This window comes from Streptomyces sp. NPDC052052, from assembly GCF_040680455.1.
Classification (GTDB): domain Bacteria; phylum Actinomycetota; class Actinomycetes; order Streptomycetales; family Streptomycetaceae; genus Streptomyces.
This window is the reverse complement of sequence record NZ_JBFAWU010000016.1, coordinates 173,438-191,459: the sequence shown is the minus strand read 5'-3', so window position 1 is coordinate 191,459 and position 18,022 is coordinate 173,438. Positions and strand designations below refer to the sequence as shown.

At 69.0% G+C, this 18,022-nt stretch carries 17 protein-coding genes and 3 tRNA genes; 11 read left to right on the top strand and 9 right to left on the bottom strand.

Annotated features, from left to right (window positions below):
• Nucleotides 1-114: 114 nt before the first annotated feature.
• The 4 genes from AB0L71_RS20865 to AB0L71_RS20850 form a co-directional block, all read right to left on the bottom strand.
• Nucleotides 115-2,046, bottom strand: coding sequence for an ABC transporter ATP-binding protein (locus tag AB0L71_RS20865; RefSeq protein ID WP_365244856.1), 1,932 nt, complete (start codon nt 2,044-2,046; stop codon nt 115-117).
• A complete protein-coding gene (locus AB0L71_RS20860; RefSeq protein WP_365244853.1) occupies nt 2,046-3,779 on the bottom strand; it encodes an ABC transporter ATP-binding protein in 1,734 nt (577 codons plus the stop codon). Before AB0L71_RS20860 ends, AB0L71_RS20865 begins: the two co-directional genes overlap by 1 nt.
• Before the next feature lie 164 nt (nt 3,780-3,943).
• Nucleotides 3,944-5,389 carry an FGGY family carbohydrate kinase gene (locus AB0L71_RS20855; RefSeq protein ID WP_365244850.1) on the bottom strand — a complete coding sequence of 482 codons (1,446 nt, stop codon included), beginning with the start codon at nt 5,387-5,389 and terminating at the stop codon, nt 3,944-3,946.
• A gap of 64 nt (nt 5,390-5,453) precedes the next feature.
• Nucleotides 5,454-5,753 (bottom strand): YtxH domain-containing protein, encoded by a 300-nt coding sequence (locus tag AB0L71_RS20850; protein ID WP_365244847.1) that lies wholly within the window; start codon nt 5,751-5,753, stop codon nt 5,454-5,456.
• A 193-nt stretch (nt 5,754-5,946) separates the two neighbouring features.
• On the opposite strand from AB0L71_RS20850, the gene AB0L71_RS20845 reads away from it, so the two are divergent.
• From AB0L71_RS20845 to AB0L71_RS20830, 4 genes are all read left to right on the top strand, one after another.
• Nucleotides 5,947-6,019: transfer RNA gene (locus AB0L71_RS20845), tRNA-Asn, on the top strand.
• Nucleotides 6,020-6,024: 5 nt separating this feature from the next.
• Nucleotides 6,025-6,097, top strand: a tRNA-Asn gene (locus tag AB0L71_RS20840).
• Between the two features lie 235 nt (nt 6,098-6,332).
• A tRNA-Ile gene (locus AB0L71_RS20835) sits at nt 6,333-6,406 on the top strand.
• Nucleotides 6,407-6,940: 534 nt separating this feature from the next.
• Entirely contained in the window at nt 6,941-7,159 is a 219-nt protein-coding gene (locus tag AB0L71_RS20830; RefSeq protein ID WP_365244844.1) for a hypothetical protein, read from the top strand.
• Between the two features lie 296 nt (nt 7,160-7,455).
• Here AB0L71_RS20830 and AB0L71_RS20825 read toward each other — a convergent pair whose 3' ends face one another.
• The gene (locus AB0L71_RS20825; protein ID WP_365244841.1) at nt 7,456-8,133 is read right to left on the bottom strand and encodes a TetR/AcrR family transcriptional regulator; all 678 of its coding nucleotides are present in this window, start codon (nt 8,131-8,133) and stop codon (nt 7,456-7,458) included.
• A gap of 139 nt (nt 8,134-8,272) precedes the next feature.
• Here AB0L71_RS20825 and AB0L71_RS20820 point away from each other — a divergent pair, with 139 nt between their 5' ends.
• The 3 genes from AB0L71_RS20820 to AB0L71_RS20810 all read left to right on the top strand — a co-directional run bounded on the left by AB0L71_RS20820 (nt 8,273) and on the right by AB0L71_RS20810 (nt 10,941).
• Nucleotides 8,273-9,754, top strand: coding sequence for a DHA2 family efflux MFS transporter permease subunit (locus tag AB0L71_RS20820; protein ID WP_365244839.1), 1,482 nt, complete (start codon nt 8,273-8,275; stop codon nt 9,752-9,754).
• A 385-nt stretch (nt 9,755-10,139) separates the two neighbouring features.
• Entirely contained in the window at nt 10,140-10,367 is a 228-nt protein-coding gene (locus AB0L71_RS20815; RefSeq protein WP_365244836.1) for a hypothetical protein, read from the top strand.
• Between the two features lie 37 nt (nt 10,368-10,404).
• Nucleotides 10,405-10,941, top strand: a complete 537-nt coding sequence (locus AB0L71_RS20810; protein WP_365244833.1) for an SMI1/KNR4 family protein — start codon at nt 10,405-10,407, stop codon at nt 10,939-10,941.
• A gap of 600 nt (nt 10,942-11,541) precedes the next feature.
• Here AB0L71_RS20810 and AB0L71_RS20805 read toward each other — a convergent pair.
• The 4 genes from AB0L71_RS20805 to AB0L71_RS20790 all read right to left on the bottom strand — a co-directional run bounded on the left by AB0L71_RS20805 (nt 11,542) and on the right by AB0L71_RS20790 (nt 16,191).
• The gene (locus tag AB0L71_RS20805; protein ID WP_365244830.1) at nt 11,542-12,591 is read right to left on the bottom strand and encodes an amidohydrolase family protein; all 1,050 of its coding nucleotides are present in this window, start codon (nt 12,589-12,591) and stop codon (nt 11,542-11,544) included.
• Between the two features lie 95 nt (nt 12,592-12,686).
• Nucleotides 12,687-13,700 (bottom strand): VOC family protein, encoded by a 1,014-nt coding sequence (locus AB0L71_RS20800; RefSeq protein ID WP_365244827.1) that lies wholly within the window; start codon nt 13,698-13,700, stop codon nt 12,687-12,689.
• Nucleotides 13,697-14,572: an alpha/beta fold hydrolase gene (locus tag AB0L71_RS20795; protein ID WP_365244824.1), complete on the bottom strand. Its 876-nt coding sequence runs from the start codon at nt 14,570-14,572 to the stop codon at nt 13,697-13,699. The genes AB0L71_RS20800 and AB0L71_RS20795 overlap by 4 nt, the downstream gene beginning before the upstream one ends.
• A gap of 8 nt (nt 14,573-14,580) precedes the next feature.
• Nucleotides 14,581-16,191: a bifunctional 3-(3-hydroxy-phenyl)propionate/3-hydroxycinnamic acid hydroxylase gene (locus AB0L71_RS20790; RefSeq protein ID WP_365244821.1), complete on the bottom strand. Its 1,611-nt coding sequence runs from the start codon at nt 16,189-16,191 to the stop codon at nt 14,581-14,583.
• Nucleotides 16,192-16,316: 125 nt separating this feature from the next.
• Here AB0L71_RS20790 and AB0L71_RS20785 point away from each other — a divergent pair, with 125 nt between their 5' ends.
• From AB0L71_RS20785 to AB0L71_RS20770, 4 genes are all read left to right on the top strand, one after another.
• The gene (locus AB0L71_RS20785; RefSeq protein WP_365244818.1) at nt 16,317-16,949 is read left to right on the top strand and encodes a TetR/AcrR family transcriptional regulator; all 633 of its coding nucleotides are present in this window, start codon (nt 16,317-16,319) and stop codon (nt 16,947-16,949) included.
• A gap of 27 nt (nt 16,950-16,976) precedes the next feature.
• Nucleotides 16,977-17,168, top strand: a complete 192-nt coding sequence (locus AB0L71_RS20780) for a hypothetical protein (protein ID WP_365244816.1) — start codon at nt 16,977-16,979, stop codon at nt 17,166-17,168.
• A 146-nt stretch (nt 17,169-17,314) separates the two neighbouring features.
• Nucleotides 17,315-17,578, top strand: a complete 264-nt coding sequence (locus AB0L71_RS20775; protein ID WP_365244813.1) for a hypothetical protein — start codon at nt 17,315-17,317, stop codon at nt 17,576-17,578.
• Nucleotides 17,575-18,021, top strand: coding sequence for a hypothetical protein (locus AB0L71_RS20770; RefSeq protein WP_365244810.1), 447 nt, complete (start codon nt 17,575-17,577; stop codon nt 18,019-18,021). Before AB0L71_RS20775 ends, AB0L71_RS20770 begins: the two co-directional genes overlap by 4 nt.
• Nucleotide 18,022 lies beyond the last annotated feature (1 nt).

The following is an 18,022-nucleotide window of genomic DNA, read 5'->3' as shown; positions in this document are numbered from 1 at the left end:
AACCTTCCGCATCCTCACCGTCGACGGCGGCAGCCTGACCCTGGCGGCGGCCACCCTCACCACGGGGCCCGTACCTCCGCCGGAGGTACGGGCCCCGCGCCGGCCACGGCCGACTCAGTCGACCTCGGCGACCGCCTGCGCGAACTGCGCCGAGTACAGCCGGGCGTACGCGCCCTCGGCGGCCAGCAGCTCGTCGTGGGTGCCCTGTTCGACGATCGAGCCGTTCTCCATCACCAGGATGACGTCGGCGTCCCGGATGGTGGAGAGCCGGTGCGCGATCACGAAGCTGGTACGACCGTGCGCCAGACGCGCCATCGCCTTCTGGATCAGCACCTCGGTACGGGTGTCGACGGAGCTCGTCGCCTCGTCGAGCACCAGGATCACCGGGTCGGACAGGAACGCCCGAGCGATGGTGATCAGCTGCTTCTCGCCCGCGCTGACGCCGGATCCCTCGTCGTCGATCACCGTGTCGTAGCCGTCCGGCAGGGTACGGATGAAGCGGTCGGCGTGGGCCGCCCTCGCCGCCTCCTCGATCTCCTCCCGGGTGACCTCGCGCGCAGCGCCGTACGCGATGTTCTGCGCGATCGTCCCGCCGAACAGCCAGGTGTCCTGGAGCACCATGCCTATCCCCGACCGGAGGTCGTCGCGCGACATCTTCGCCACGTCGACCCCGTCGAGAAGGATCCGACCACCCGTCACCTCGTAGAAGCGCATCAGCAGATTGACGAGCGTGGTCTTGCCGGCGCCCGTCGGGCCGACGATCGCGACCGTGTGACCCGGTTCGACGTTCAGCGACAGACCCTCGATGAGCGGCTTCTCCGGGTCGTAGCGGAACGACACCTTCTCCAGCGAGACAGCGCCCCGCAGCTCCTCGGGGCGCTCGCCCGTGCCGGGCGCGGGGTCGGCGCCCTGCTCCTCGGCGTCCAGCAGCTCGAAGATCCGCTCGGCCGACGCGATGCCCGACTGCACCAGGTTGGCCATCGAGGCGACCTGGGTCAGCGGCATCGAGAACTGCCGCGAGTACTGGATGAAGGCCTGCACGTCACCGATCGACAGCGCACCCGAGGCGACCCGCAGACCACCGACGACCGCTATCAGCACGTAGTTCAGGTTGGAGACGAACATCATCAGCGGCTGCATGATCCCGCTGTTGAACTGGGCCCGGAAGCCCGCCTCGTACAGCGCCTCGTTCTGCTCGGCGAAGTCCTTCGCGGACTCCTCCTGCCGCCCGAAGACCTTCACCAGGGTGTGCCCGGTGTACATCTCCTCGATGTGGGCGTTGAGCCTGCCCGTCGTCTTCCACTGCTGCACGAACTGCGGCTGCGACCGCTTGCCGACCTTCGCCGCCACGACGGCCGAGAGCGGCACCGTGACCAGGGCGATCACGGCCAGCAGCGGGGAGATCCAGAACATCATGATCAGCACGCCGACGATGGTGAGCAGGGAGTTGATGAGCTGGCCCATCGTCTGCTGCATCGTCTGCGAGATGTTGTCGATGTCGTTCGTCGCCCGGCTCAGCACCTCGCCGCGCTTGGCCCGGTCGAAGTAGGACAGCGGCAGCCGCGCCAGTTTGGTCTGGATGTCCTCGCGCAGCCGGAACACGACCCGGTTGATGATCCGGATCGACAGCCGGGTCGACACCAGCATCAGCAGCCCGGCACCGACGTAGACCGCCAGCGCCAGCAGCAGTACGTCGCCCACTGCCCCGAAGTCGATGCCGTGACCCGGCACGAAGTCCACGCCGGAGAGCATGTCGGCCAGGCCGCTGTTGGTCGAGCGCAGGCCCTCGACGGCCTGCTCCTTGGTCGTTCCCTCCGGCATCCGCCGGCCGATGACCCCGGCGAACACCAGGTCCGTCGCCCGGCCGAGGATCTTCGGTCCGACCACCGACAGGCCGACGCTCAGCGCGCAGGCCACGAACATCGCGTACAGCGAGGTCTTCTCCGTCGAGAAGCGCTTCAGCAGCCGCTTCGACGATCCCTTGAAGTCCATGGACCGGTCGGTCGGCGCCCCGCCCGCCGCCATGCGTCCGCCAGGCCCGGCCATTACGCGGCCTCCGCTTCCGTCAGCTGGGAGAGCACGATCTCCCGGTACGTTTCGTTGCCGTCCATCAGTTCGTGGTGGGTGCCGGAGCCGACGACCCGGCCCTCGTCCAGCACCAGGATCCGGTCGGCCTCACGGATGGTGGACACCCGCTGGGCCACGATCACCACGGTCGCCTCGGCCGTCTCCTGGGCCAGCGCCCCGCGCAGCGCGGCGTCGGTCGCGTAATCGAGTGCGGAGAACGAGTCGTCGAAGAGATAGATCTCCGGCCGCTGCACCAGCGTCCTGGCGATCGCCAGGCGCTGCCGCTGCCCGCCGGAGACATTGGTGCCGCCCTGCGCGATCGGCGCGTCCAGGCCGTGCTCCAGAGCCTCGACGAACTCCCTGGCCTGCGCGACCTCCAGCGCGTGCCACAGCTCCTCGTCGGTGGCGTCCGGATTCCCGTACCGCAGGTTCGTCGCGACCGTCCCGGAGAACAGGTACGGCTTCTGCGGGACCAGGCTCACCGTTTTCGCCAGCAGGGCCGGCTCCAGCGTCCGCACATCCGTGCCGTCGACCAGCACCTGACCGTCCGTCACATCGAACAGCCGTGGTACGAGCCCCAGCAGCGTCGACTTCCCGCTGCCCGTCGAACCGATGATCGCGGTGGTCTCGCCGGGGCGCGCCACCAGATCCACCGAACGCAGTACCGGCTCCTCGGCGCCCGGGTAGCGGAAGTCCGCGCCGCGGACCTCCAGATGACCGTGGGCGCGCAGTTCGCGGACCGGATCGACGGGCGGGACCACGCTCGACCCGGTCCCCAGGACCTCCTGGATGCGCTCGGCGCAGACCTCGGCCCGCGGCACCATCATGAACATGAAGGTGGCCATCATCACCGACATGACGATCTGCATCAGATAGGAGAGGAACGCGGTCAGCGCCCCGATCTCCATGCCGTTGCTGTCGATGCGGTGGGCACCGAACCAGACCACGGCGATGGAGGACACGTTCACGACCGTCATCACGGTCGGGAACATCAACGCCATCAGACGGCCCGTCGACAGCGCCACCTCGGTCAGTTCGTCATTGGCGCCACGGAAGCGCTGCTCCTCGTAACCGTCGCGGACGAAGGCGCGGATCACGCGGTTCCCGGTGATCTGCTCGCGCAGCACCCGGTTCACGGTGTCGACCCGCTCCTGCATGGTGCGGAACAGCGGGCGCATCCGCCTGACGATCAGGCTCACCGCGATCCCGAGCACCGGCAGTACCGCGAGCAGGACCGCCGACAGCGGGACGTCCTGGCCGAGGGCCATGACGACACCGCCGACGCACATGATCGGCGCCGAGACCATCAGGGTGAAGGTCATCAGCACCAGCATCTGGACCTGCTGGACGTCATTGGTGGTACGCGTGATCAGCGAGGGTGCGCCGAAGCGCCCGACCTCCCGCGCCGAGAACGACTGCACCCGGCCGAAGATCGCCGCCCGCACGTCGCGGCCGAGGGCCGACGCGGTACGGGCACCGTAGTAGACGGCGCCCATGTTGCAGACCACCTGGGCGATGCTGACGGCGATCATGATGCCGCCGAACTCCAGGATGTAGCCCGTGTCGCCCTGGACGACACCGTTGTCGATGATGTCGGCGTTGAGCGTCGGCAGGTAGAGGCTGGCGCAGGTCTGCAGGAACTGGAGCGCGACCAGCAACAGGATGGGTTTCTTGTAGGGACCGAGATGGGCCCGCAGGAGTTGTATGAGCACGCGTGTCTCTCGGTGTCGGCGGCATTCGGGAGGCGAACCATTTTCCGGTACCCCGACCGGCACGGCGAGCGATTTTATTCAAGACCAGGTCAAAAAAAAGACCGGGTACACATGGGGGAGGCGGGCCTCCTCCCTGTGTACCCGGTCATCGCACGGGCCGGGGATCAGGGCGCGGAGTCGAACGCTCCCGGATGGATCTGGTCGCGCGTCGCCGTGTACTGCTGGCGGACCGCCTGGCCGACCGCCAGCTCCTCGCCCGGCTCCAGCACCTGCGCCGCCGCTCCCTGCCAGGCCGGAGGGGTGTGGGGATCGGCCGTCCCCTGCGAGACGCCCAGCGCCCAGGCCGCCTGCCGGGCCGCGCCCAGCGCCGCGTATTCGGCGGGTTGCGGCACGACCACCTGCGTACCGAAGAGCGCGGGCGCGATCTCCTGCACGGCGGGCAGTTCGGCCGCCGCCCCGAGCAGGAACACCCGCCGCACCTCGACGCCACGGCCGCGCAGCACATCGAGCGCGTCGGCCAGGGAGCACAGCATCCCCTCGAACGCCGCCCGGGCCAGATGCTCCGGCTTCATCGACTCGCGCCGCAGCCCGCACAGCGTTCCCGCCGTGTGCGGCAGGTGCGGGGTGCGCTCGCCCTCCAGGTACGGCAGAAGCACGAGCCCGGAGGAGCCGGGTGTCGACTTCAGCGCCAGCGCGGACAGTTCCTCCAGCCCGTTGGTGCCCAGCATCTCGGCGGTCCCGCGCAGCGCGCGTACCGCATTCGACGTGTACACCACCGGCAGATGCATTCCGGTCGCGTCGGCGAACGAGTGGATCGTCCCGGACGGATCGGGCAGCGCCTCGTGATGCACCGCCATGACCGAACCCGATGCGCCCAGCGACACCACCGCGTCGCCGATCCCGACCCCGAGCCCGAACGCCGCCGCCATCGTCTCCCCGGTCCCGGCGGAGATCAGCAGCCCCTCGGGCGTCGTCCCGGCCGTGTCGCAGGGGCCGAGCACCTCGGGCAGGGCGGCCTGGTGCCCGAGCGCGAGCTCCACCAGGTCGGGCCGGTAGGAACCGCTGCCCGGCGACCAGTAACCGGTGGCGGACGCGGCACCCCGGTCGGTGGTCCGGCGGGCCGGTCGCCCCAGCAGCTGCCACACCAGCCAGTCGTGCGGCTGCAGCACGGCGGCCACCCGCTGGGCCGCCTCCGGCTCGTTCCGCGCCAGCCAGCGCAGCTTCGACACCGGGTGAGCGGACTGCGGCACCGACCCGACCGCCTCGGCCCAGGCCCGCCGCCCGCCGAGTCCGTCGATCAGATCGGCCGCGGCGACCTGCGCCCGCTTGTCGTTGCCGACCAGGGCCGGGCGCACCGGATTGCCCTGCTGGTCCAGTGGCACCAGGGCATGCTGCTGCGCGGAGACCCCGATGGCCTGCACACCTTCGAGCATCCCGCCGGTGGCCGCCTCGCCGAGCGAGAGCAGCCACGCCTGCGGATCGGCCTCGGTGGCCTTCTCCTCGACGGGATGTGCGGCGTATCCCCGGCGCAGCACAGCGCCGGTGTCCGTATCGCAGACGACGATGTGCGTGAAGGCGGAGGAACTGTCCAGACCGGCGACTATGCCCATACGCACGATTCTGCCGCACCGGGGGAGCGCTTCCGTACCGCTGGTCCGGCCCCCGATCGCGGTCCTAGGTGTTGCTGGTGCCCCAGTCGTCCTCGCCGTTCCGGCCGCGGTTGCGCAGCGAGCGCATCCGGTCGGCCACCGGGGCGGGCACCTTCTCGCCGAACTTGTCGCTGACCGCGTGGTACGCCTTGCCGGCCAGATCGCGACTGTTCTGCGCCGCGGACTCGGCGGTGTTGCGTACGGCCGGGTTCTGGGCGAACTGGCGTGCGGACTTCTTCAGCTGCTCGTAGCGCTCGCGTCCGGCCCGTGTGCCGATCACGTATCCGAGGGCCAGTCCGGCGATGAACGTGAGCCGGTACCGCATGGCTGCCACCCTTCCTTGCTCCGTACGACGCTCAGTGCGACGTGTGCTGCCCGCCTACCCGCGGGCACCCGAGATCACCCGGGGGGATACCGATTGGCAAAGCACCCCCCTGCTTGCGCTAATGTATGTGTCGCAGCGAGCACGCGCCGCCCGGCAGTAGCCAGGTGGGCCGGGTTCGGTGCACACGCAGCAATCCCCTGTAGCTCAATTGGCAGAGCAGCCGGCTGTTAACCGGCAGGTTACTGGTTCGAGTCCAGTCGGGGGAGCGCGATCCCCTGTAGCTCAATTGGCAGAGCATTCGGCTGTTAACCGGAGGGTTACTGGTTCGAGTCCAGTCGGGGGAGCGGAACGGAAGAGGGCCCTGCGGGGCCCTCTTTCCGTGTGCCCAGGGCCGACCCGTCGCCACGGTGCCTGTGGGGCGCATGCGACTCGTTCGCGTCGATTTCGCTCCGTACGGAACCGGGCGCGGACCAGCATGGTCTTCATGGTCACGCGAAGTCGACCATCCGGAGCGAGAGATCGTATGACCGGCTATGCTGCGGCAGACGGCGCGTACAGGTGTACGCGCCACGCCGAGAAGGGGCGGTAGCTCAGCCGGTTAGAGCAGCGGACTCATAATCCGTCGGCCGTGGGTTCGAGTCCCACCCGCCCCACCGTGAAGCTGGCACGGTTCACCCGTTTGACCAGCAGATACAGGTAGGCCCCCGCTTCGGCGGGGGCCTTTTTTCGCCCTTCAAGATCGTTAGCTCGGCCATTGCTCGGCCGAAGTGTCAGCGAAGCCTTCGGCGAGATCGAGGGGCGCAGACATCGCACACGTGACCGGTCCCCGGCCGAGCTGTGCAGGTCCAGCCGGGGACGGGCCCGGACCCTGACTGTCGCAGCCGTCCGACTGCTGGAGGTGCTCGTGGTGCTGGCCCGGCCTCGGGGTTGGTAGGCGTCGTTGATCGTGTAGTCGGTGTTCGGCTTCCCCCTGCTGCGGAGGGGTAGTGGGTGTCACGGTGTGTGGTCGCTTCCATCCCGTGGGGCGAGGGCCGTGAGGGCGTCGGCGTCGGTCGCGCGAGCGTGCAGGAAGTAGTCGGCCCACTCGGTGATGTCTGGTTCGGCGAGCACTGCCTCCAGGGCCGGCAGGCTCCGTGAATGTCGGCGGGGATGGTGGTTGTCACATTCGCGGGCCCGATGGTGTCTTCATGCCAAACAGGCAGACGTCCGAAGAGAACACCATGGCGCTACGCGTCCCGAAGGCCGAGCTTCCCGCCGAGCTCCGCCAAAACCTGATCAAGCAGCTCGGCCTCACACTCGGAGTTTTGGTCGTGCTCTACGTGGCCGTCGGTGCGGGCCGGCTGCTCGCGCGCTTGTCCGGCAGAGCATCGAAGTCTCGTAGGAATACCGACATGCTCAGCGCGTAGAACCGGCCCCAGCCGGACCTCGGTGGCAATAGAGCCATCTGCGAGGCGCTCGAGAGGCGGTGCAGCGAACGCTGTGCCATCCCCGATCCAGCGGGATCGAGTAGGACGCAACCGGATCGAAACAGGGGACCAATCCGGGCCGGCCCCCTACGGGCCGAGCGGCATGCCACCGTGCGAGGTGCGGCGTACCAGGTGGGCGGGGGCTGGGGTGAACGGTTGGTGACGCTATCCGGGGATCTCGGGTCGGTGCCGTGGAAGCTGACGCCGCCTTGTCGACTTCGCGATCCCTTGACATCTCACTGTATTTCGGCAGTTTTCGCGGGGGGTGAGCCGAAAGCCATGAGGAAGGTCCGGACGGCTCCCTCCGCCAGCGCGCGCAGCTCCTCCTCGGGGAGCTGTTCCGTACCGAACTTCGACCGCGCCTCGGCGGGTCCGGTCAGCAGCGCGATGAACTGCTCGGCCGCCTGAGCCGGGTCGGTCATCCGTAGCCGGCCGTCGAGCGTGAGGCGCGCGAGCCGGTCTGCGAGCGCCCCGGTCACACGGGTGGTCACGCCGCCGCGCACGGTCTCCAGCAGGTCGGGGAAGCGGGTGACCTCCGCGTAGAGCAGGCGGCGCAGTGCCCACGAGCGGTCGCTGGAGTAGCACCGGAGGAGTCGCAGTCCCACGTCCTGGAGGGCGGCCCGCAGGTCGTCGCCGGGCTCGGCGAGCCGCCCGACGACCGCGAGATTCTCCGACTGCGCGGTCTCGGCGGCCACCTCGATCGCATTGCGGAAGAGGTTCGCCTTGTCGCTGAGGTGGTTGTAGACAGTGGGCTTGGCGACGTTCGCCTCGGCCGCGATCGCCTTCACACAGGCGTTCGCGTACCCCTCGCGCGCGAACACGGTGAACGCGGCGTCCAGGATCGCCTGCCGCTTGTCGATGCGCCCTCGGGAGGCCCTGGGCCTCGACGCCGCCGTCGTACTCGGTCCGGTCACCCGGCCATCGTATCCTCTGGGACCTCTAATTGAACCAGGTGGTTCAATAGTCTGAACGATTCGGTTGCATGGGATGTGGGGGACCACTAGTTTGAACCCGCTGGTTCACATACGACCTGGGACTTCCACCGGAGAAGCGATGACGCAATTACGGGATGACCGCCTGGAACCCGCACTCGTGCGGCTGATCGTCGCCGTCCTGCTGGGGGGGATGCTGGGCATCCTCAACAGCACGATGGTGGCCGTGGCCATCGACCCCCTGAGCAAAGAGTTCGGTACTTCTCTCAATACCATCGGCTGGGCGTCCACCGGTTTCCTGCTGGCCGTCACCGCCGTGATCCCCTTCACCTCGTGGGCGGTCGACCGGTTCGGCAGCAAGCGCATGTGGATCACTGGCCTCCTGCTGTTCCTCGGCAGCTCGCTCGCCTGCGCCCTGGCCTGGGACGTCGGCAGCCTCATCGCCTTCCGAGTTCTGCAGGGTGTCGGCGCGGGCGTCCTCGATCCGCTCGTGCTGATCCTCCTCGCCCGTGGGGCGGGCCCTGCCCGTGCAGGCCGCGTCATGGGTCTGATGGGTGTCGTCCTCTCCCTCGGACCAGTGCTCGGTCCGATCGCGGGCGGCGCCATCCTCGAGGGCCTGTCCTGGCGCTGGATGTTCCTGCTGGGCGTGCCCGTCGGTCTGATCGCGCTCTTCCTGGCGCTGAAGGTCGTACCGACCGACCTGCCGCGCGGCTCCGACGAGCCGTTCAGCAAGCTCGACGTCACGGGTCTGGCGCTGCTCGGCCCCGGTTTCGCGGTGCTCGTCCTCGCCATGACCCAGTCGGCCGAGCTCACCGCCTTCGCCGCCTGGCAGGTACTGACCCCACTGATTCTCGGCATCATCATGCTGCTGGGCTACGGCGTCCACGCGCTGCGGAAGCGTCCCTTCACCCCGCCGCTGATCGACCTGCGGCTGTTCAAGAGCACCAGCTTCACCGCGAGCGTGACCGTGATGACGCTCAGCGGTCTCGCCACCTTCGCGAGTCTCTTCGCCCTCCCCCTCTACTACCAGCAGGCGCACGGCATGGGCACCTTCGCATCCGGCCTCCTGGTCACCCCGATCGGACTGGGCGCCGCACTCGCCATGCCTCTGGCCGGCAGCCTCAGCGACAAGATGGGCAGCCGCGGCCTCGCCCAGGGCGGCGCGATCGTCGCGGCCCTCGGCGGATTCGCCCTCACTCAGGTCAGTGCCGACACCCGCGTAGTGCTGACATCGATCGCGTCCCTCGTCATCGGTCTCGGACTCGGTTTCGTCGGCGCGCCGACGATGGGCTCGCTCTACCGCACCCTGCCCGGCCCCCTCGTCCCGCAGGGCAGCTCCGTGCTTTACATGCTCAACCAGCTGGGCGCGGCGATCGGTATCGCACTGGTCACCGTCATCCTCAAGACCATCGGCGGCACCGATGTGATGAAGGGCATCCACGGGGTGTACTGGTTCGCGATCGGCACCCTCGCGGTACTGCTCGTCGCCACCCTCTTCCTGCCCGGGCGCGTCGAGGCTCCGCCTGCGGCCGCCGGCCCCCCGGCCGGGGAACGGGAGGCATCTCCCGGCCCGAAGTCCATCGACGCCCCCGCGGCCCGCTGAGGCGACGGTTCGGCAGCCACGGCCCGACCCCTCCGCCGGAACCCCGTGCCAGATCGCCACCCCCCGGACCTGGCGCGGGGTCAAGTCGTCCTCGCCCTGGGCCAGCCTCGTGCCCGCACGGGGCGGACGCATGTCCGGTGGCTTTCCCCGTACCGGCCCACCACGCTGTCTGACGCATTCCTGACACGGGTGTGACCGCCCTCGGGCCGTTCCGAAGACCCCCTGATATCCCGTCAAGAACCCCGGGACCGAAGGCTGTCGGCAGTCAGTGGGCGGGCGACCAGAATGAAGAGGCGACAACTTCCCGGATTCCTTTCCAGGAGGAGCCAGGCCTAGGAACGCAACGAACACCCAAGAGTCTCAGGAGCCCAACCCGGGCCAGGTCATGGGAATCCTGTCCGGCTACTGGCAGACCAGAATGCTGCTCACCGCGACCGAGTCCCACGAGTTCCGGATGTCCTACACGGCCTGGAACAGCAGGGGACGCTACGCGGGTGCCGACGCCACCACGGTCTCGAACCTTATTTACACTGCCGGCCAGGGTTGGAAGAACCTGGGCACCGCCATGGACAGTCGCACCAGCGCCGAGGTTCCGCTACCAGGGCAGCCGTGAGCCTGGCCGTCCACCCTGTAAACGGAGGAAACCCCGTATGTCTCACCCTGCTGTCGCCCGCCTGCGCGAGCTGCTCCCGCCGCCCAGCTCCGGCGGCGACGCGGTGGACTGGGAGCAGATCGAGCGGACGACGGGCCTGGCGTTGCCGGCCGACTACCGTGAGTTCGTGGAGTTGTACGGCGGCGGTGAGATCGACGAGTACCTGTCCGTGAGCACGCCGCCGGTCCCCGGCTCGCCGTACGGGGATCTCCTGGACAGAGGTGAACCCGCTCTCTCGGACCGGGACCGCGAGGAGTTGGGCGCCCTCCTGCCGGGAGGCGTACTGCCGCCGCTGCTGCCCTTCGCGGACTCGGCGAGCAGCGATGTCGCGTTCTGGCTGCGCGAGGGTGCTCCCGACGACTGGCGGGTGGCTGTCTTCCGGAGGCAGACGCCGCACGGGACGAGCCGCTGGACCGTGCTCGACGGCGGAGTGGCGGCGTTGTGCGTGGCGGCTCTGACCGGCGAGGTGCACCCGTTCAGCGAACGGCTCTCGGCGAGCGGAGGGCATGAGTTCGTGAGCTGGCGCGGCGTGTAGGGACCGGCAAGGCCCTGCGCCTGGACGGTACGAACTGTGACTGTCGTCGGCTGCGGGGGATGAGGCCAGAGCGGGGAGTTGCCGGGGTGCGTTGCGGGTGGGCCGTAGTCGGGAGCGGACCGCCGGACGCGCTCAGGCGGATCTCCTCGCGCTGCTCGCTCAGACATGGCGTCGCGGTGCGGTACGTACCGCACCGGAGTGTGGTCGCCGGGGATCGAGCCGGACGCAGCGGGATGCAGCAGGATGTGAATGTCCGCCTCTGTGGCGTTTCCGCAGGTGAGGCGCGTCACCCATTCGGGTTCGAGTCCCACCCGCCCCACCCTCGGCAGGTCAGGAGAAACGTTCTGGCCTGCGAAAGCCCCGTTTTCGGTGCGCGTCGGCACCTTGGATCGGTGCGGCGTACGGGCTTCCTTGTGTGTCACCGTGAGCTTTCACACCTCTGTGACCTGCAGTTTCAGGGCACATGGCCGTCGGCGTCCCGATCGGGCCGCTTCACGGGAACCGAGCCGCTGGAGTGTGCTGTTCCGCGATTCAGCCGTCTACCTGCGCGGCGAGGGCGCCCCGGAACGCGTGGCGGCGCGCGACGAAGCGGTTCCTGTCTCAGCCGGTGCCGGGCTGGACGAGTTTGAAGAAGAGTCGGGCGGCGGCGCGCTGGGCGGCCTGCCGCAGCCGTGTCGCGGCCGGTCGGCCCGGGCCCGGCGCGGGGGCGCCGGCGGCCAGTCGCGGGAAGAGCGCCTCAGCATTGGTGCGGCTGATGGCCTTGAGCGGGCCGGGCGGCAGGAAGGTGTCGAGTCCGTTGGCGAAGTACTGGCCGGCGGGGGTGGGTGCGAAGGGCCAGTCGCTTCCGAACAGGACGTGACCGGGGTGTGCGAAGGCGAGCAGGGTGGGCAGGGCGGCCGGGCTGGAGGACAGGGCGGTGTCGAAGTAGAAGGAGCGGAAGTCGTCCAGCACGACCAGAGGGCTGCGCCCGGTGTCGTTGGCGATGGTGACGGCCATGCGGTGGGAGGAGTAGGGGACGAAGCCCCCAGCATGGCTGAGGATGAACCGGATGTGGGGGTAGCGCCGGACGATGCCGTTGCGGACGAGGAGGTAGGCGGCCCGCGTGGTGTCGAGGAGGAAGTCGGCGGCGAAGGGCGGGATGCCATCGACCGGCGGTGCGGGCAGTTCCGCGGGATGGACGAACACCACCGCGCCGCGGTCGTCCAGGACGCGCCACAGCGGTTCCTGACCGTCGGCGCCGAGGTAGGTGCCGCGGTTGTTGGCGAGCAGGGTGACGCCGTCGGCCTGTAGTTCGTCCAGCGCCCGCACCGCTTCGGTGGCGGAGGCGGCGGCGTCCGGCATGGGGAGGGTGGCGAAGTGGCCGAAGCGCCCGGGATGTTCGGCGGTCACTGCCGCGGCGTGGTCGTTCAGGCGCCGTGCCAGGGAGGCGGCTTCGTCCGGGTCGGTGAGGAAGCCCGTTCCCGGGGTGGAGACGGACAGGATGGCCGCCCGGGTGCCCAGCAGGTCCATCAGCTCCAGGGCGGAGGCGGCGCTCCAGTCGGGCAGGGCCCGGCCGCCGGCCTCGCCGATGCCGGCCTTGGCGAGCACGTCACGGTAGAACGCGGGCACGGTGTGCTGGTGGACGTCGATGCGCTGTGCCGAGTGGGTCATGAAGCGGCCTTTCATGAGCGGGCGGGGAGCAGCTGGGAGAAGGTACGGCGTGCGGTGGCGGTCACCTGCTCACCGAGGAGGCGACCGCCGGGCTGTCAGTCGTCGGGGATGCCCGCGCCGCTGAGAGCCGGCACGGTGTTCTCGGAGCGGGCCAGGGAACGGGCGCCGGTCCTGAACTGGGTGAGCTTGTCGACGATGGTCTGGCCGACGGGGAGGTGGCCCCAGATGCTGATGCCCTGGTGCGTGGTGGGTTCCCAGGTGTCCTCGTCGACGACGAGGGGATTCCAGCCGACTTCCCACTCGAAGCCGGAGGGGGTGCGGGCGTAGTAGGAGAGTTCACGGTCGTTGGTGTGCTGGCCGACGGACAGGGCCATGTCGAAGCCGAGCTCGTGGACGCGCTGGTAGCTCTGGGCGACGTCGTCGAGGGTGGCGGCCTGGATGTTGAGGTGCTGCACACGGGTGGGGACCGGGTCGAGCGGCAGGCCCCGGGTGGCGGCCACGGCGATGGAGTGGTGGCGTTCGTTGACGCGTAGGAAGCGGATCCTGAGCTTGACGCCGCTGATGGTCTCGTCGATGTAGTCGGTCAGGCGGGCGTCGAAGACGGTGTTGAAGTACCCGCGGATCTGGGCCGGCTTGGTGGAGGTCAGCGCGACGTGGCCCATGCCGGAGTCGCCGGTGACGAACGCGGAGGCGAGCATGCGCAGCGGTTCCGCGGACGTCACCGGGGTGGTGTAGATCTCCTGGGTGATGCCCTTGGGGCCGGGGAAGCGCAGCAGGCGTTCGACGCCGCGCAGCGCGGCCTCCTCGTCGGTGCCGGCGACGACGGGGACGCCGTGGGCGCGGATGCGGGCCTCGATCTGCTCGAAGGCGGTGTGGTCGTCGATGTGCCAGCCGGTGGCGACGACGTCTTCGGCGGGGCCGCGCCGGAGCAGGAACCGGCACTCCTGGTCGTCGAGACGGAATCGCATCAGGTCCCGGGAGAGGGCGTCGTGGTGCATGCCGATGGCGTCGGTCCCGAACCGCTGCCAGTCGGCGAAGCGGTTGGTTTCGATGACGAGGTAGCCGAGATGGACGGCACCGAAGACGGAGGGGGCGGGGACATCGGTCATCGTCGGCCTGCCAGGAAGTCGGCACACAGGCGGTTGAAGAGCTCGGCGCGTTCGAATTGCACCCAGTGACCGGTGTTGGCGACCAGGTAGAGGTCACAGTTGGGCATGCGGTCGGCCAGCATGCTGCCGCCGGAGGGTCTGTTGACCTTGTCCGCCGCACCCCACAGCACCAGCGTCGGTACGGGCAGCCGGGACAAACGTGGGTCGCGGGTGAAATCCATCTTCCAGACGGTCCGCAGTGCGTTCGGTCCGGAGGGGCGTTGCAGCGGCGGTGAGGCGATCACCTCGGGGTCGATGCTCGCCCGGTAGCGCTCGTCGATGGTGGAGTCGGGGACGTCAGCGGCGTTGAAGACGAGGTAGTGCCGGATGAACTTCTCCAGCTTCAGCCGCGAGGGCCCTTCGCCGGTGTAGTAGTTCAGCAAGTTGTTGAGGCCCTGGGTGGGGAGGGTGCGGGTGGTACCGATGCCGCCGGGGCCCAACAGCACCATGTGGTCGACCCTGTCGGGGGTGTCCAGTGCGATACGCAGGGCGCAGGCGCCGCCGTAGCTGTTGCCCACCAAGTGGGCCTTTGTCAGGCCGAGTTCGTCGAGCAGACCGCGGATGCCGTGGGCCAGGTCTCCGAAGGGGTCGCTGCCGTCGATGCCCTTGGTGCTGCGTCCGTAGCCGGGCAGGTCGGGCACGATGACACGGTATTCGTTGGCCAGTGCGGCGATGTTCCGGGTGTAGTTGGAGACGCCTGAGGCGCCGGGGCCGCCACCGTGCAGCAGGAGCACCGGCGGGCCCTCGCCCGTTTCGGCGACGAAGATCTTCCTGCCGCCGCCGATGTCGTGGGTCGCCTCCCGCATTGCGGGCAGGCCGGTAGGTGTGGGCATGTTGCTCCTCACTGGGTGCTGGTCGAGGTCGGGCGAGGGGCTGGGGACGGGGCGAAACCAGAGGGAGGCGGGGGGAGTTGAGCGCCAAGGGGCGCGGCGGCGTAGACGTAGGCGTCGGGCCGCAGGGCGAGGGTGGCCGCCCGGCGGGCGTTCATCCAGGGCAGCAGGACCCCGTCGTGGTCGACGACGGTGCCCTCGGCCGGCCGGGAGCCTGCGGGGGTGACGACCAGCGAGGGCACTCCCATCCGGTCCCATTCCTGCTGCGGGGCGGCCGTTCGGGCGTGCAGCAGCAGCCACCGGCCGGCGAGGACATCGTCCAGGCGCACGAGGGCGCCGTCCGGGCCGGTCACCTGGGGTTGGGGGACCTGGTGGCCGGATGCCTTGGTGCGGGGGCGGGCCTGGAGACCGGCGCCGTAGTGGGCGACGGGTATCCAGTGGGAGTCCTGCATCCAGTTGCCGAAGCCGGGCAGGCGGTCCAGCAGGCGCAGAGAACGGTTGCGGATCCGGGTGACCGGCAGGCGCCGTTCGGTGATGATCCGGCCGACGAACACAGCCCGCTTGGTCACTTCCCTGACGTGCGGTTTGCGTTCGGCCTCGTAACTGTCGAGGACGCCTTCGGGAAGCTCTCCTCGTAGGACGGCGTCGAGTTTCCAGCAGAGGTTGGCGACGTCGCGCACCCCCGCCGCCATGCCCTGGCCGATCCACGGCGGCATGGCGTGAGCGGCGTCGCCCGCCAGGAAGATGCGGCCGGAGCGGAAGCGGGAGGCGAAGCGCACGTGGTGGCTGTAGACGGTGGCCCGCAGCACCTTGACGCTGTCCCGGCCGATTCCGTACCGGGTGAGCAGCCGGTGGACGGCTTCCTCGGTGGTCAGCTCCTTCTCGTCGTCGCCGGGGAGGATGGGGAACTCCCAGCGGTGGTGTCCGAGCGGGGTCGGGCAGTCGACGGCCGGCCGGGCCGGGTCGCAGTGGAAGCGGAGCTTGTCGTGGTCCGGCCACGGCTTGAGCATCTTCGTGTCGATGACCACCCACCGGTCCTCGTATGTGGTGCCCTCGTAGCCGATGTTGAGCTGGGCGCGGGTGAGGCTGGAGCCGCCGTCGGCCGCGATCACATAGGACGCGCGGAGCCGGTGGACGGAGTCGTCGGCCGTGCCGACGAGCGTCAGCTCCACTCCGTCGGAGTCCTGGCGCACGCGCAGGCACTCGTGCCTCAGCAACACACGCACAGTCGGGTAGCGGCCGACGCCGTCGCGCAGCACCTGCTCCAGCGCCGGCTGGTAGATGAACATCTGCGGCGGATGGCCGTGCCCGCGGGGCGTGGGGTGGGCGGTCATGAAGGGCCGGCCGTGTGCGTCGACGAAGTCGACGGGCCGCTCGGTCAGCATGTCCTGCTTGAGCCGCTCGGCCAGACCGGCACGCTGCCAGATCCGCATGACCTCCTCGTCGGTGGAGATGGCCCGGGCACGACCGAAGATCTCGGCGTCACGGTCCAGGACGACGACCTTCAGGCCCATCGCGCCCAGCAGGTTCGCCGCCGTGACCCCTGTAGGTCCGTAACCGATCACCGCCACGTCGTACGTGTCGTCCCTGGCCCTCAGGTCTGGAGCGCTGATCGCTGCCACCGGGCCACCTCGCTCTCGTTCGTCACGATGCTCATGCTGTAGCGCTCACTCCAATTGGAGTGAGCGCTACGGTAAGCTCGGTGCCAGATACGGTCAAGGGTCGGCGCAACAGGAGGGAAGACCCCATGACCAGGCCACAGGCGACGCGCAAGAAGCGGGCGAACGGGGTGGAGTCGCGGCAGCGCATCCTCGACGCCGCCGCGGAGATCGCCGGTGAGCGCGGCTATGAAGGCACGTCCATCGCGGCCGTCAGTGCCAAGTGCGGGCTGCCCGCAAGCTCGATCTACTGGCACTTCAAGGACAAGGACGACCTGATCGCCGCCGTTATCGAGCGCAGTTTCGAGACGTGGCTGGCCGCGGTCGAACTGCCGGACGAAGAGTCGGGCAGTTCCCTGGAGCGAGTCACCACCATGGCCGCCAACGTGGCGAAGTCGCTGGTCGACGCACCCGACTTCCTGCGCCTCGGCCTCATGCTCGCCCTGGAGCGGCGCCCCACCGAGCCCCAGGGTCGGACCGTGTTCCTGCAGGTGCGCGAGACCGCCCGTCGGAAGATCATCGAGACCGCCCGGAGTCTCTTCCCGGACTTGGACGAGGAGGCGATCCACACGCTGACGACCTACGCCGTAGCAGGTGCGGACGGCTTGTTCGTGCAACGGGAGATCAGTGGGGGAGCCGTCGATCTGGTGGCGATGTTCGAGTTGCACGCCCAGCTCGTACACGACGCGGCAGGTCGCCTGATGTCCGGCAATGCGGGCTGACCGTGACCGGCGGCCCTGGCCGCACACGTGACGCTCGCCATCGAGCGCGGAAGCTGGAAGGGTGGGCTGTCCCCGGGGACGGGCGCGGCCGAACAGCACGTCGAACAGTGCCTCGTCGCTCGCCCCGAAGGTGCCGAACGGGGCGGCAGCCCGGTCGGCGATCTCCTTGGTGAGGTCTGGGCCGACGTAGCGACGCTGCGCTTCCAGGAAGAGCCCTGAGTGGCTGTGACCTGGTCTTTATTGGTTCCGCGTCCATGGGAGGGGCAAGGGGGACCCATGGCCTCTCGGGAAGGCGACGGGGTGCCTCACCGTCTGTCCGGCGCGAAGGATCTCGTGCGCGACCGATGGTGTGCCATACTCCGAGTATGGCGACTCGGAAGATTACGATCACAGTGCCGGATGAGCTGGTCGAATCGATCAAGGGGCGGGTCGATGCCCGGGGAGTGTCCGCCTATATCGCGGCAGCTGCGGCGCATCAGGACGCCATGGACAGGCTCCGGGAGCTGACGGACCGCCTGGAGACAGAGTTCGGTCCGGTGTCGGCCGAGGAAGAGAGAGCGGCGCTGGAGCGCATCGCGGCCATCGATGACTGGCATGACGAGCAGCGCTCTCCCGGCGCCGCGGCGTGAGCCGTTCGAAGTGTGCCGGTGTTCCATCTGTACGTCGGCGTGCCTTCGTCCTCGACTCCGAAGCGCTGTCCAAGACGGTCCAGGGCGACCAAAGGATGGCGGCTTTGGTGAAGGCGGCGCCGCGCCTGGACATCGCTGTAGTCACCAGCGCGCTGACCACGCTGGAGGCGTGGAACCCTCAGCAGGGTGCACGCCGAGGGCTGTGGGACTGGGCCCTGTCCCGGATCGATGTGGAGCACACCGATGACCAGGTGATCTCCCTCGCCCGCGGCATGCTGAAGACCTCTGGGCTGCACGGACACAAGTACGCCATCGACGCCGTTTTGGCTGCCGTGGCCGTCAAGACTGCGCAGCGCGGATTCGAGGTCACCGTCTTCACCTCGGATGTCGACGACATGGACACGTTCCTGGCGGACCATCGCATCCGGGTGGAAAGGGTCTGAC

Excerpts from the sequence above, each read along its gene's own strand:
- AB0L71_RS20830 (WP_365244844.1), top strand. The coding sequence starts at position 6,941 with ATGCCAAACAGGCAGACGTCCGAAGAGAACACCATGGCGCTACGCGTC.
- AB0L71_RS20805 (WP_365244830.1), bottom strand. The coding sequence starts at position 12,591 with ATGACCCACTCGGCACAGCGCATCGACGTCCACCAGCACACCGTGCCC.
- AB0L71_RS20795 (WP_365244824.1), bottom strand. The coding sequence starts at position 14,572 with ATGCCCACACCTACCGGCCTGCCCGCAATGCGGGAGGCGACCCACGAC.
- AB0L71_RS20815 (WP_365244836.1), top strand. The coding sequence starts at position 10,140 with ATGGGAATCCTGTCCGGCTACTGGCAGACCAGAATGCTGCTCACCGCG.
- AB0L71_RS20865 (WP_365244856.1), bottom strand. The coding sequence starts at position 2,046 with ATGGCCGGGCCTGGCGGACGCATGGCGGCGGGCGGGGCGCCGACCGAC.
- AB0L71_RS20820 (WP_365244839.1), top strand. The coding sequence starts at position 8,273 with ATGACGCAATTACGGGATGACCGCCTGGAACCCGCACTCGTGCGGCTG.
- AB0L71_RS20800 (WP_365244827.1), bottom strand. The coding sequence starts at position 13,700 with ATGACCGATGTCCCCGCCCCCTCCGTCTTCGGTGCCGTCCATCTCGGC.
- AB0L71_RS20775 (WP_365244813.1), top strand. The coding sequence starts at position 17,315 with ATGGCGACTCGGAAGATTACGATCACAGTGCCGGATGAGCTGGTCGAA.
- AB0L71_RS20785 (WP_365244818.1), top strand. The coding sequence starts at position 16,317 with ATGACCAGGCCACAGGCGACGCGCAAGAAGCGGGCGAACGGGGTGGAG.
- AB0L71_RS20850 (WP_365244847.1), bottom strand. The coding sequence starts at position 5,753 with ATGCGGTACCGGCTCACGTTCATCGCCGGACTGGCCCTCGGATACGTG.
- AB0L71_RS20855 (WP_365244850.1), bottom strand. The coding sequence starts at position 5,389 with ATGGGCATAGTCGCCGGTCTGGACAGTTCCTCCGCCTTCACGCACATC.
- AB0L71_RS20810 (WP_365244833.1), top strand. The coding sequence starts at position 10,405 with ATGTCTCACCCTGCTGTCGCCCGCCTGCGCGAGCTGCTCCCGCCGCCC.